We start from the raw sequence: 14,433 nt of genomic DNA, 5'->3' as shown, positions 1-14,433 counted from the left end.
GAATCTTAAAGTAACGAAGCAGTGTTTTAGTATAAAAAAAATTCGCGATAATAATAGAGTAAAACAAGACCAACTGAGCTATCTCAGATCGGGAAACAAGTTCGGGTCTATGAATGGAACATTTGAATCAACTCAATTTGAACCAAACATAGGAAAATTGTGCGTAACACCAAAGCGATTACCCCGAACTCATACATATAATCAAGCTACATTTTAAACCACCAAACCAAACCAACCCTAAAGGGAGCTAAACCCTTATTAGGGAGCTCCTGTCGCAAAAATATTCAAGGAGCTACAAAATGGATTTAACTAACTATTTCAAAGGTCTTAACGCAGAATTAACTGTTGTGTATGCATTTACACTTGTTGCATTAGTTTTAGCACTAGCATCAATTGTTACTTATGTTGTTATCAAGACTATAAACTCAACTGCTCTAAGGGCACGAGTTTCTTCACTTAAAGTACAGCTAAAGAAATCTAAGAATTTAGATTTTGAAATAGATGTCTTAAGTAAAGGTCGCTCTGATAATCCATACTTTGTAGTATGTGATTCATTCATTGCTACTTATGGTTCAATGACAATTAAGCATGTCAAGTTTGATAGACCTAGCGAACCAAAGCGAACAACCATCAAGGAACTCGCTGTGTTCAAAAGAAAAATTGAATGGAAACACTTAAAGAAAACAGTTAATAAATACAAAGATTGTCAAATTATTGTTTCATCAGAAGTCGATATTGAAGAAGAGCAAAAGCAATTTTCTTCTATCACAGCTGTAGTTACAAAAGAAGCTAAACTACTAGGTCTAAGTGATACTGCTAAAGCAAGAATGCTCAAGCAGCGCACCTCTGGAATTAGAAAGATAGTCGCTCAAAAAGAAAAGATGTCATCAACGATGCAACAAGCAACATACGAAGAGAAGTCAAATTCTTCCTTGATGTTGAAGCAAACCCAATCAATTTCATTCCGTGAAAATGACTTTGCCTGCTTAGCATCAAAGGTTAACTTTTACTTCGATAAAGCAATTGCTATCAAGGCACATAGCCAAAAGGCGCGTTCCGCAGCACGACAAGCGGTTCAAGCTGCTAATCAAGCACCTCAACCAACCACGCAAGAGCCTGTACAAAACTCAGTACAAGCGACAGCGCAGCAACAACCTGATTTATCAGTAGTTGCCAATGCTACCCCTCAAGTAATCGAACCTATCAATGATAACGTAGTTGATATGGGCGAAGACCTTGCAGCGCAGGCAGCAGCCGATCTTCAAAATTCGTATGAAGATGAAGGCCAAGCTCAATACAGCTAAACAAGAAAACTCAAGGGCATTTTTGCTCTTGGGTTTCTTGACCTCCCGCTATTATTTCCTTATTATCAAAGAATCAAATCTTCTCTCTGCCAGCTGAGAGCTCTACACAAGTAGAGTGGGTGTTAAGCCCTAGTAACCCTTCGGGTGAATGCTGAGTGGGCTCCCCAGCTATATCAAAAATTCCCTCTTTAAGTTTAATAGGATGTTTACCTGTCGGTTTGGATTATCCGAACCTAAAGATAAACACCCTGCATTACTAAACACTTAATCTTTTGATTAATTATACGGTAATCCGTAAGTAACAAACTGCGACCATTTATTGGATTGAATAGTTCGTACTTAGCAGATACTCACTGTGTCAATGAGCGCTATACCAAATAAACCAAAACTTTTAACCACCCGATGGGAGAGATCGCTTCCTACGCGGGAGCTCCTTTCATCAAAATTTAAGGAGCTACAAAAACATGTCTATTACCAACTTAAGTGTACTAGAATGGGCCGGAAACATCGGTACAATCGAATACACAGCAAATCAATGTCTCAAGATTACTGTTGCTTATACACGCTACAAAGATAACTCACCTAATGAAACCTCATGGATGACTTGTGTTTTTTCTAAGAACCAAACAACTATGTTCGGACCTAAGTTAAACGTCGGTGATTCCATAGCGGTCAAAGGCGAGTTAAACGTTGGTGTCTATCAGAATCAGAAAAGTGTCACATTGTTTGTTCGACAAGTATTACAGCATGAGCCTAAAGGTGTTAAAAATTTAACAAACCTTTACTTTCAAGCAGCAAAAGTGGGCAACCATCAAGCACTTGAACTTATGCGTAACACTCATCACTTCAACAATCTATTCTGGCAATTTATTCAACAAGTACTTCCAGGAACTCCAATTCCACAACAACAGCAAGCGCCGCAGCAACCTGTTCAGCAGAATGCGCCGCAGCAACCTGTTCAGCAGAATGCACCGCAGCAACCTGTTCAGCAGAATGCACCGCAGCAAACTGTTCAGCAGAATGCACCGCAGCAAACTGTTCAGCAGAATGCATCGCAGCAACCTGTTCAGCAGAATGCAACGCAGCACCCTGTTCAGCAGAATGCACCGCAGCAACCTGTTCAGCAGAATGCACCGCAGCAAACTGTTCAGCAGAATGCACCGCAGCAAACTGTTCAGCAGAATGCACCGCAGCAAACTGTTCAGCAGAATGCACCGCAGCAAACTGTTCAGCAGAATGCACCGCAGCAAACTGTTCAACAGAATGCACCGCAGCAAACTGTACAGCAGAATGCACCGCAACAAGCTGTTCAAAAGGAAGTGCCACAAGAGATGGGGCAAATTAACGTAAGCTCCTTACCTCAACACTTGCTGGATCAAATTAAGCAATACCAGAATGAAGGTGGCGCTCCAATCTCGGAGACCCCGGACTTTAAAGCAAATACTGAGTTAAGCGTTCCAGACGAATTAATGACTAACGCAGCATCTATTGCGGCGAACGAACTTGGTAACTCAGACCACTTCTTTACACCTAATCAAAACACTAATGGAGCTCAATACAATGTCTAAATTCCGTAAAGCAATGAAAGCACACGATCCAATTCGCCATGCACGCATGGTGCGAGTGGAGGCGCGCGGCAATCTTACACGGGGGGCGGCAAATGTCTTCAGTATTGATTAGTTGTGTTCGACAACATCCAGAAGGAGTACTAGCTTACGATTCACTGGAAGTTGACGGACGAAAAGTAACACTTTTCTTATCGCGTAAACCATTCTTCCCAAAGTCGGGATACCTGATGATTAACGAAGGTGGAAAGTTGGAAATTAAGGATGTACCTGAAGTTCCATACGCTGATGCTAAAGAATTGTTCAATAAAGAAGTCAAACAGAAATAAACCTAACCACTAAACCAATAACCCTACTGGGCACTACAAGCCCAACAGGGGAGTAGTGTTCACTTTGGGCTTAAACGCTTCAAGGAGCTACTCATGCTAATTTACAACGACACCCTACAAACGCTATCAACACCCCATCATACCCTTGTGAGAGATCTTTCTGGGTCGAAAGTTTTAAATCGTCTTGGCAAGCTAGAACGAATGATTGAAATTCGAAAGTTTTGTTCATTTAAGTTCAACGAGACAGAAATTAAATTCGTCTAGGGAGAATTATGATGGCTACTTATACACAACACATTGATGTATCAAAAATGCAGAACGAGTTCTCAATAGATGAAATACTGTCTATGGTTAAAAAGAATGAATATGACCCTGAACAGGAAATGTTCACTCTCGAGTTCTCTGATACTCAAGTTGAAAGAATAGCGCGAGCGCAAATGAATCTTGTTATGAAAGATTTGAATTGCGAAGGGCTTGAGGGGTTTAAAAGTGAATATTACAAAAGTGCTTACCATTACGTGGGTACTGAAAGTTTTATTGAACTTTGCAAATCATTTGGCCTAAACGAAGAAGCTGCACGGTACCAAGCCAAATGGTTATTGTATCGATATACTCCTGAGTATTTAGAAGCACTGGAATTCGCTGTAGAAGGTGAGTCTTCTCCTCAATATATTGAGCAAACTCGTTTTGCTTATGAATTGGCTAACTACCTATTTGAGAAGAAGAATGACATTCAGAATTTCAAGAAAATCTTCCTATCTCAAACATCAACCTATTGGGACGAAATGAGCAAGCAAGGTTTAAAGTCTTATGCTTGTCGCACTATGCTTTGTTCGATAATTGAGCAAAACAAACAAAAGTTTTCGCGCTCAAAGAAAGATTCATAACACCAAAATAAACCACCTTTGCGGGGCACACTTACCCGTAGGGGATAGTTGTAGCCCTTGCATATACTACTTCCAAGGAGCTACAAAATGACTAAAGAAAATACCGCTGAACAATTACCTGAAACACTAGACACACAAAAACAAGAGCCTGAAGTTAACACTGATGACTCAAATGTTTTTTCTATCTTTGACACTATGAGCCCTGAGCAACTTGCTTCGGTTTATTTCGATAAATCAAAACGCGAGCAGCGCATCATCGATCGTCACCCTTGTTGGCGTGAAGTGACCTGGTTAAGAGCAACAGATGTGTTTGGTGAATTTTGGGCAGGGCCAAATATCAGCATCCCTCAGCGCACGCATCGACACCCAGCGTGTCCTACCGATATACCCGCGTCATACAACCCAGACCCCGATCTTTTGGTGGACATGGTTATGTATGCTACTGGCGAACGTCATTTGTCTATGGGCATTTATGGCGACACTGGTACAGGTAAAACAGAGCTTCCACGTTACGTGGGAAATCTGCTAAACATTCCTTTGTTAAGCGTATCTCTAACTAAGTCTTCAAGAGAAGATAAAGTAACCGGTACATACCTAATTGAGAACGGTGAAACGTTCTTTGATTGGTCTTTGATACCTATTGCTTACGACCGAAACGGTCCGGGCTATATGTTGGTTATCAACGAAATTGACAAAGGGTGTGATTCGGTAATTGCTAAGTTGCATGATATTGCCGACTACAAGCCATTCACTATCGACGATACAGCCGAAGAGGTTTTACCTCATGAGCAATTCCGTTTGGTAGTAACTGGCCAAACCGCCGGTTCTGGCGACCCTCGTGGATTGTATAAAGTAGAACCACTAGATAGAGCGTTTACTGCTCGTTTCTTTTGGGTTCGTGCAAAGTATCCAGGTAAAGCTGTAATGATGAAAATTTTACAACAAGATTTTCCTCGCTTACTAAACGCTACCCTAGAACCAATGTGCGACTTCTACGAGTTGTGTGTGCAGGCTTTGGAAAACTCACATCTAGATATAGAAGGTGAGGATTTACACAAAGTTGGTGATTCTGAGCTTATTTTCTCTACTCCTACATCAGTTCGTTTGATGAAGGGTTGGGCAAGTTTGCTTATTAAGTATGAAAGCTATCGCAGCGTAGGCAAAGTTTACGATATGTCGATAGGTCAAAGTGCAGATCCTGCAGACAAACGACCAATGAAAACACTGTTGGAAACTTGTTTAGGTGATGCGATTGACCAACCGGCAATCATTGAACCTACTGTTGCTGAATTTCCAACGAGTGAACATCAAGATCTAACTGAAGTTGCTTTGGGCTTGTTCCTTCATAAGAAAGGGGAAGCTACAAAGGTATGGATGATAGGCGCAGACCATCGCGGATCGCACACGGTATACACTCACCCAGAGACAAGCGAATTGGTGTACTTCTTTAAGCCAATGTCAGAGTTCAATAATGACAATGAACAACTAACGAAGTACATAAAAGCAAAATCACAAGAGAAATTGTTGAAAAGCTATGTTCAAAGTGAAGGGTTGTATCGATACGACCTGGTTGCAGAAAAGCTATTCAGAATTTGATCTTTAAATAAACCAACCCAGTAGGGCTACTCACCTACTGGTGATGTAGTCCGTATTTTTTTATATTATAAGGAGCTACATCATGAGCGGAACTAACCATCCAATCGCAGAACAAACATCCATCGAAGCAGCTGTGGGTAACACACTTCAAGCCACACAAGGCGCAGAAGGGTTATTTGCAATTATCCCTGTAACAGTCTCGAGTCCAAGTCCTTTTAGAACGGTTCAGACATTGAAAACGGTCACCTCTAAAGGTGATGACGTTACTGGGAATCGAAAAGTACACAACTCTACAGTTGAGATGTTTGACCCAACCGAGATCGCATTTGGTAAGCGTATTAGAGACAATGTTCGCGCACTCTTCAGAGAGCATGGATACAACCTCGGTAATGGATTATTTCTTGTTGCGGCCTCTAAACTAGAGTTCATCTACAAGGAGATAATAAATTACTTGCGTGAGTATGATAGTGAGGTTATGACCTTCCTTGATAACTACCCAGATTTGATCCAAAAGCAAATCCTCTTAAACCCTAAACTGAAAGCTGAAGTTGAAAAACATCACCCAAGCATTGAGGCAATGAAATCTAGTTTCCAATTCCGAATTGGAGCACCTCAGGCGGTACAAATTCACTCCTCATTCAACAGTGTAACTGACCTTCTCAAAACGGAAGGCGTCGAAATTAATAGCGGTATGATTGAACCAATCATCTCGTCATTAGCTTCGGACATGAAACACTTTTGGAACTACAACATACGCACAATAAGACGTGCTATGGAGGACAAGAATTACCGTGACAGTTTTTCAAATCCTCACAACAGAAGAACAGGGGTCAAAGGAGTATTCCTCAGTGTTCTAAAGAACATGAGAAATAAGACTCAGGACGCTGAAAAACTCGATGGTCGACTAGCAATGGTTACCGCTGAGTTTGATGCAATGATCGATTCGATACCTGATAAAGACATCATCAAAGATACGCACCTTTATACTAACTACGACGTAGCAGTTAGAGTAAATGAGTTCGCGTCTCGCATGTGTGAATCAGAGTACTTAACTGGTCTAATTAATACTTCGAAGGACGTTAATGGTACTGAAGATGACGCAGTGGCAATCGCCAAGTTGACAGAGCAGTATCAGGAAGAGGCCTCGCAAAGTGCCGAACAAGAAGTCTCTCTAGAGGGGTTACTTTTCGGTTGCAGTGAGTCTCAAGTTGATGTTAATGCTGATTTGTCTAATAAAGACGGTGAAGTTGACCTAAACGCGCTTCTTTCGGGAACTGAAGGTCCTGTTGAAACAAAAGTAGAAACAAAACCGAATGAGTTAACTGTTGATAGCGTAACTGTTGAAACCGGCTCTGTTAAATTTAACGCATCTAATGTGGAAATTGACGAGTTGGCAGTAACGACTGAGCAAATCAACGATGAAACAATTCAAACCCAAGAGCAAGTAGAGGAAGAGGCTGAGCCACAATTGCAGACTACTGCAAAATTGGCTGGTGAAGTCGACCTGAAAGAACTTTTTTCAACTTTCTAATACTTCCCCCTAAAGGACTCCTTTAGGGGTCCCTTTTATTACAAAAAGGATCTTAAAATGGGTGCAATAAACAAAAGCGTAAAAAACTCACTCGCTGTAATAGCTAATTCACTAACTGGTGGCGGAGTTTCATTATCACTTGTTAAATCTGGAGTGGCTTACTGCTTCGAAGAGGCTGGTGGTTCAATGGGGCTTACGAAGAAAGTCTGCATACCTAATGCCGATTTTTCTAACCGAGCAAACGTGGAATTAGCTGAAGGTCAGACATTACATGAGTCGTTACATTGCATATATACTGATTTCGATGCTTTAACGTGGTTGAAGAAAGATATGTACTTCGACTTTCGAAAGTCCATCGCTAATTGCATAGAAGATGCATATATCGAAGCTTTCGGTGAGCAACGCTGGCGAGGAGTGAGAAAAATCCTCAATAGAAGGTTGGTTCAGTACATTAGGAAAGGTTACTTTCCTAGTGTTGATGAACTAGAAGGATTGCAGCTGATTTCACAACATATCTACTACTTCTTTACGTTTAAGAGAAATAAAGCACCTCTGCACACTCATTATGAACAATGTAGCGTTAAGATAATGAATGACTTTGGTACTACATTTTTTTATGAACTAGAAAATGTACTAGAGAAAGGCTTAACAACTAAATCCACTATGGAGAATGTTGCACTAGCTAACGAGATAGTTGATTGGCTTGTAAAGCTGGCGCCTGAACAACCTCAACAGAACCAAGAGCCTCAGCAGAGCAAATCTAGTGAGTCACAGCAGGGCGAACAGTCAGGCAGTGATAAGCAAGAAGGTTCTAACGGTGAAAGCCAACAGGACGATTCTGGCAAGTCTCAGCAAGGCGAACAGTCAGGCAGTGATAAGCAAGAAGGTTCTAACGGTGAAAGCCAACAGGACGATTCTGGCAAGTCTCAGCAAGGCGAACAGTCAGGCAGTGATAAGCAAGAAGGTTCTAACGGTGAAAGCCAACTGGGCGATTCTGGCAAGTCTCAGCAAGGCGAACAGTCAGGCAGTGATAAGCAAGGAGGTTCTAACGGTGAAAGCCAACAGGGCGATTCTGGCAAGTCTCAGCAAGGCGAACAGTCAGGCAGTGATAAGCAAGAAGGTTCTAACGGTGAAAGCCAACAGGGCGATTCTGGCAAGTCTCAGCAAGGCGAACAGTCAGGCAGTGATAAGCAAGAAGGTTCTAACGGTGAAAGCCAACAGGGCGATTCTGGTAAGTCACAGCAAGGCGCGCAGTCAACTAGCAATACTTCAAACGAGCAAACCAAAAATAACGAGTCATCAGGTATTACACCTAAACACCATCGTTCTGATGATAGTTCAGGCCTTACAGCCAAGAAACTAGAATCCTTGAAAGAGCAGGCTCGCAATAAACCCGTTGATGTAGCAACTGACCTAGCCAAACAAGCTATTAAAAGTTTGGATGAGTCGGCAAATGACAGTTCAATAGAACTAGAACTATGCCGAAGTGCTGCTATTCGTGATACTGATGAGCGCTTTGTTCATCATCGTGAAATTCGAACACTAGAAGCAATTATACGTAGGCCTTTACAGGCTATGCTTCAAGCTCAAACTTGGAAACGTGAATCATTTGGAAGGCGTGGAGATCTTGATAGTTCGAGATTGAATCGTGTCCTTACTGATGGGAAAGCAATGAGACAAGAAACCGTAACTGAAGGTGATAATGCTGCAGTTTCACTACTTGTTGATGCTTCTTCCTCAATGAAGCGTTCATCCAGTGATGGGAATGGTAATTCGTTAACTCGAATGGAAGTTGCTGAGATAACTGTGGGTGCAATGACCAATGTACTAGAAGGTCTGGGTATCCCATGCGAAGCAGCAAAGTTTGCGGGTCCGTCTGGCTTAGGCCCGACAATGCAAACTTATAAATCGTTTAACGAGAAACCAAGAACATTACTTGGCAGATTAGGGAGAGCACCAAAGGGTAACACTCCAACGGGCGAGGCATTAGTTACCGCTTTAGCAAACTTAAGTGTCCGAACGGAGCCAAAGAAGATTTTGTACGTCATCACTGATGGAGAAGCAAGATCGCAAATGGCCCTTGAAAGAGCTTATGAAATGGCAATTTCGGTCCACGTGAAAGTGAAATTTATCTGTGTTGGGGTTAAGTGGAAGTATCCCTTCGCCCAAGATGACGTAGTTGAAATTGAGCAAGCAAAGGACCTGCCACGTGTAATGCGTAAGATGTCATTGAAAGACTTATAAACCTAACCAAAACCACCTGCGAGGGAACAATCTATTACCTCGCGGTGTAGATTGTAGACCTCGTTTTTTGTAAAATAAAAAGGAGCTACAACATGCAAAATCAAACTGAAAACTTAACCAACGTTATTACTTACAACTCAAAAACTGGTTTCCTAGCAAGGTCACTAGTCAATGAGAAAGATCAGATCCGTGGTAACACTGGTGGTATATATATCGATCCAAAACTTTCTGAATCAAACGTATTGGTCCGCGTAGCGGAGGATGCAAATATTTTGGAAGCGTTGGAGGAGATGGATTTATCTAGCAGTCTGATGGATTCTATTAAGGGAGTAATGATTAACCTGGAGGGTTAGTTATGTATGGTCAACAACAAGAGTACGTAAGTACTGCAATCCCAGAAGATAATGACGTGTTCAAATTGGTGTCTCGTATACCAAACTTTGTTCCTGTTTATACCCACTGGGGGTTGGCTGATTACGTCAACAAAAAACCACTCTCTGGTAAGCCATGCCCTAAGAGTCCAGGCAAAAAAACCTCAACGAAATTTCGATTTCGTCGCGGGTTCGCACAACACGGTAGATGGCACCACAATGATATCGATAGCGGCGCTTCACAGGGCCCTATTGACTTCGCAAAGTGGTACTTCGGTATTAATGACGACATCGATGCAGCAATGGAAGTTCTCAGAGCGGCAGGTGTTGATTTCACTGATTTGCGCGGAACTGGATATAAACCAGAAACTACGTTAAACCCAATAGTTCAAACTCTTTTGACTGACGATGAAATTGCTCAGCGTAAGGTTGAAGAGTATGAGGAAGGGGCCAAACGAATTAAATCAATAACAAACTGTTGGAATAACGGGCTTGAGATTAGTCATCCCGTGGCCAGAGAACTGCTTGACAAACACATGCAGATTCGAGGTTTTCCACCTGGACATGTAGATCGAATGCCAAAGCATATTCGAGTTAATACAAACTTGTGTTATCACTCAAGTTTCCGTAAAGATTCGCATACTAATGCTTTCTATGCGGGCTGGTTAATTCCAGTTGTAGATATGGAAGGCAACAGAACTACGATTCACCGTCATTTTATGGAAAAGAAAACTGGGGAAATAATTCCAGAAGAAAACCGTAAATTAATGATGGGTCCGGGGTGGGACTTACCCTTTGGTAGCCACCTTGAGTATGATAAACCTTTACGTTTTAAACTTGAGAATGGTGACGATGCGGTATTATACCAACTAGGAGAGGGTGCTGAGACTATGGAGGCCGTGCGAATCATTTCTGAATCGCCTGTGCAACCAATGATCAACACCGGCTTGTTGCAAAACTTCACTCCACGAGAAGAGGACATTAAAGGCATTAAGCCAGAAAATGTATTAATCGACTTTTGGATTGATTTAGATAACCCCGACCCAAACGATTCTCTTGGTAGAGGGCCCGGCGAAATTGCCGCGGACCGTGCTATCAAACGAAACGTCGCGAAAGGTTACACATGCAGTAAGTTCGTTCCACCACTAGAAATACCCGAAGGTAAAAAAGGTGTTGATTGGCTAGATGCCTACAACTCCATACCTCTGGATGAAATAGGTGAACTAGTCAGACAACAGTTCACATAACCACTAAACCCAAAGAGATTTTCTCTTTGGGTTTTTTTATTGGGGCAAATCACTGATGATTCTAGTACTGCACTATCTTTGTGATATTAAATTTTTGGCATTCATACACTTCACGATGTCACCAACATCAATAGAAAGGAATTAGTAGAATGAACACTGCTTTTAGAATCAAAAAGCCTGCCTTAATTACAGCAGCCGTCGTGAGCATTTTTATTTTAATTAATAGTGCAATTGATAACAGAGTCTTATTGGCCCCGTATAGTGTTGAGGCGGTTTTTAATTCGAAATACTCATATGACGGAAGGCACGGGAACGCAGGGCGAGGTTTGAGCTACAGCATAATTAAGAACGAGATTGACGGTGCCGATTACAAAGTGCAAGGTTTTGATTTCTTACGCCTGAGAACACAAGCGAATTATGCTAATCTCCGAATGAAAGATGAGGGGATAAGTGGCATTAAGGTAGGCTTGTTACCGACGCAGGTGGAAAATATTGAATACGTAGTTTACGTTGAGTTTAAAGATAGAGTGTTACGTCAGGCAAGCACTGCGATCAAAGAGTTGAATCAAAATAATAGAGAAGATTTCTCGTTCAGTGTTCTTGCATCGATAGTTTCGTTTATCATCATTACAATTACCGGTAGCTTGATAAACTATCCATCAGATCGAAGATAATGTTGAGAATCAAAAAGGAGTGAACTCAATGATTGTTCATCATTCAGTTGCGCACAAAGATCTAACACGTAGGAGAATTGAGGAGCGCCAAGCTATAACTTGGCGCGTAGTCGACGAAAATTTATTAGTCATATTTCGACTTTAACTGAGGTATTTCGAATAGGACCCGACCTATACCATCTTCACCTGGGTTGTCAGGGTAAATTGGTATATTGAGTGAACCTCCTGAATCTCCTAGGTCAATGATGATCTCTTTTGTTTCACCTGGACTGACCGTTGTGTTGGCGTCAACACGTATCGCAAACTCAGCTGAAGATTTCAAGCTTACAAACGCCTTTTGCTCTCCGGTTGCCATCCTACCATCATCGAGCTTCAATTCATTTGATGTAATGGAGGCAAGCGAATTGTCGTCTTCATCTAGTAGAGGAATATTAACCGGAAGGTAATCAATGACTCCCAGTTGGATAAGGTTGTCTGGAAGGTACTTAAAAGTAATTTCCAGTGCATTTTGGTTTTCATAAGCATCACTGGCGTTAACCTTTAATACGTAATTCACCCCTTGTTCTAGAGTAGGAAACAACCGTGGAAGCTCGGGTTGGAATACCTTATTCCTTCCATTGGAGTCACTAGACTTTAGGGTATAACCCAGCGTTACATCTACTAGCCCATCAGTACTTACAAGGGAAAGTGAGTCTATTTTTACTTCGCTCAACATATCAGAGATATTAATTTCAAGATCGCGTAAGTCAGCAATTGTCTCAGGAACCGCGACATCGTGATAATTAATCGTCACCTCTGGTTCGCTCCGGTCACTCAAGTAAGAAAAAGCTATTTTTTTAGTTAATGGGCCATGCCTTTCATCTGCAGCGACATAGATCTGGTGCTCGCCTTCTTCTAGCGTTGAAAGATCGAAGACAGCCTCGTAGTAAACTCCATTCCTAGTTAAAGCCTTTCTGGTAATGGAGAGCCTATTGCCTGCTTCATCTTCAAGCCAAACATCTCGAAGCCTTAAATTGTCAAACCAGGACCCAGCCATGGGTTGCTCTATGTTTGCTACTAGCTCCATACCATTTTTCGAAATGTCTGAGATTATTGGGTAGTACTGGTCGTTATAGGTTGCATCGGCCCATGACGGTGATCCATACAAGCTTTTGTCTTGAGATTCGATTGTCGATCCTTGATGGAAGTAGGATGAACTGCCTTTCTTGAGTTGCCAAGGGTCATGGCGGATTTCACAATACTCAGCGCCAATAGGGATTAGGCACTCATGGCCTGCATGCACCCAACGTTGAATATAGGGGCGTGGTTCTACTTTCTGTCTGGAACCGCTTATGGTAATTGGTAGTATGTCGTTCTGAATTAGCCATCTATTCCACGATGACCATCCACGATCAGACCAAAGATACTCAGCTGCACCAACCCTTACAGGTGCTTTTGGAGCATTTGGGCTTAACTTTAGGTTGTAACTTACATTTGAAGTGGTCCAAGAGCGTCGGTCGCGAAAGCGTACATAGTTTCCATTTGTGAAACCGTAAGGGCGAGTGAAGATAATGTAGTAATAACCATCATTTTGATCGGTAATTACACTGCTATGACCAACTGGTAAATATCCACCACGATGGTTGTTTGCGTGCTCGTTGGCAGGCATTCGATACATCACAGAAATTGGATTTTCGTTAACGGTGTTACCTGATACATAAGGGACATAACCCACTTGCCCCCCCATTACGTTCCCGCTACCGGGCTCACGATACGCGATTAATTCTAGGCTTCTCGAACCAATAGTATCGTAGTAAAGACTTTTCATGGGAGAGCGATATACATTTCCCGCATTGTCAGTTACATGGTATTCAACACCAAATAGTGTGTCCCCATTGTCCCCCCTCGGGAGGAACGAAGCATCTGTGTTAAAGTTAAAGCGGGCAAGTTGAGCGCTTGCATCATAGTTAAGTACCTTGCGCTTATATTCCGATTTTCCACCAACCGTCGTATAACTAACTAGTTCAACCTTATTGATCCCTGAAGAGTTATCTTTGATGTTGTCTACTTGAAAGTAATTGTGACTGTAATAACCGGTGTACCAGATGTCGCTAGGTGTTAAAGAATTCGTTGTGCCTCCATATGAACTGATGGTTATTTCATTCGAGGTAGGAGGTGTTGTATCTCGAGATAGCAAATAGTGTTCAGTGTCGATTTCCTCTCCGGCAAGGTTTAGAGTCTTCACATCAACGGTATAGTCACTATCAATGGACATATTTGCTGAGATTTTCTTACCATAATAACTACGGCCATTGTCAGATATCAGGTCGTCGATATTAATCACATCTGTAGTTGTGTCATAAATGACCGCATTACCTTGCTTTACGATAAACTGAAGACGTCGATCTAAGCCAGAACTGACAGAAAAAGACACTGATGACTGGTTGTTGATATACTCGGTTCGCCCTTGTACAACCGACAAGCTTTGATTCTCACCATAAATATCGGTGTACGACACTTGCTCTACAGCGGCTATAGCAAGCGCAGGGAGACCTCCACAAGCTAAAACGGAGACTAATATAGTTTTCTTCATCGAAATAACCAATTTATTTGAAATTGAAGTTTTATGTAAAAGCGTGGAGATGTGCTTTTACATTATCAACGAAGCTGACTAAAACAACAATAGACGTAATTCATAACCTTACG

General features: G+C 41.9%; 11 protein-coding genes. 10 read left to right on the top strand and 1 reads right to left on the bottom strand.

Going from position 1 to position 14,433, the window contains the following annotated elements; all coding sequences use genetic code 11:
• Nucleotides 1-299: 299 nt before the first annotated feature.
• The 10 genes from OH460_RS08795 (at nt 300) to OH460_RS08750 (ending at nt 11,748) form a co-directional block, all read left to right on the top strand.
• Entirely contained in the window at nt 300-1,304 is a 1,005-nt protein-coding gene (locus OH460_RS08795) for a hypothetical protein (RefSeq protein WP_269996717.1), read from the top strand.
• A gap of 464 nt (nt 1,305-1,768) precedes the next feature.
• On the top strand, nt 1,769-2,872 hold the full coding sequence (locus OH460_RS08790; RefSeq protein WP_269996714.1) for a single-stranded DNA-binding protein: 1,104 nt from the start codon (nt 1,769-1,771) through the stop codon (nt 2,870-2,872).
• Nucleotides 2,873-2,964: 92 nt separating this feature from the next.
• A complete protein-coding gene (locus OH460_RS08785; protein ID WP_269996712.1) occupies nt 2,965-3,198 on the top strand; it encodes a hypothetical protein in 234 nt (77 codons plus the stop codon).
• 275 nt (nt 3,199-3,473) lie between these two features.
• Nucleotides 3,474-4,085 carry a hypothetical protein gene (locus tag OH460_RS08780; protein WP_269996710.1) on the top strand — a complete coding sequence of 204 codons (612 nt, stop codon included), beginning with the start codon at nt 3,474-3,476 and terminating at the stop codon, nt 4,083-4,085.
• Between the two features lie 87 nt (nt 4,086-4,172).
• Entirely contained in the window at nt 4,173-5,681 is a 1,509-nt protein-coding gene (locus tag OH460_RS08775) for an AAA family ATPase (protein WP_269996708.1), read from the top strand.
• Nucleotides 5,682-5,763: 82 nt separating this feature from the next.
• On the top strand, nt 5,764-7,212 hold the full coding sequence (locus OH460_RS08770; RefSeq protein ID WP_269996706.1) for a DUF3150 domain-containing protein: 1,449 nt from the start codon (nt 5,764-5,766) through the stop codon (nt 7,210-7,212).
• A gap of 57 nt (nt 7,213-7,269) precedes the next feature.
• Entirely contained in the window at nt 7,270-9,456 is a 2,187-nt protein-coding gene (locus OH460_RS08765; RefSeq protein ID WP_269996704.1) for a hypothetical protein, read from the top strand.
• Nucleotides 9,457-9,548: 92 nt separating this feature from the next.
• Nucleotides 9,549-9,809 carry a hypothetical protein gene (locus OH460_RS08760; RefSeq protein ID WP_269996702.1) on the top strand — a complete coding sequence of 87 codons (261 nt, stop codon included), beginning with the start codon at nt 9,549-9,551 and terminating at the stop codon, nt 9,807-9,809.
• Nucleotides 9,810-9,811: 2 nt separating this feature from the next.
• A complete protein-coding gene (locus OH460_RS08755) occupies nt 9,812-11,074 on the top strand; it encodes a DUF7146 domain-containing protein (RefSeq protein ID WP_269996700.1) in 1,263 nt (420 codons plus the stop codon).
• 149 nt (nt 11,075-11,223) lie between these two features.
• The gene (locus OH460_RS08750) at nt 11,224-11,748 is read left to right on the top strand and encodes a hypothetical protein (protein ID WP_269996698.1); all 525 of its coding nucleotides are present in this window, start codon (nt 11,224-11,226) and stop codon (nt 11,746-11,748) included.
• A gap of 124 nt (nt 11,749-11,872) precedes the next feature.
• On the opposite strand, the gene OH460_RS08745 is transcribed toward OH460_RS08750, so the two are convergent.
• Nucleotides 11,873-14,320 (bottom strand): Ig-like domain-containing protein, encoded by a 2,448-nt coding sequence (locus OH460_RS08745; protein WP_269996696.1) that lies wholly within the window; start codon nt 14,318-14,320, stop codon nt 11,873-11,875.
• Between the last annotated feature and the right edge of the window lie 113 nt (nt 14,321-14,433).

This window comes from Vibrio sp. Makdt, assembly GCF_027587015.1.
Taxonomy (GTDB): Bacteria; Pseudomonadota; Gammaproteobacteria; order Enterobacterales; family Vibrionaceae; genus Vibrio; species Vibrio chagasii_B.
This window is presented reverse-complemented; position numbering and strand designations above follow the sequence as displayed.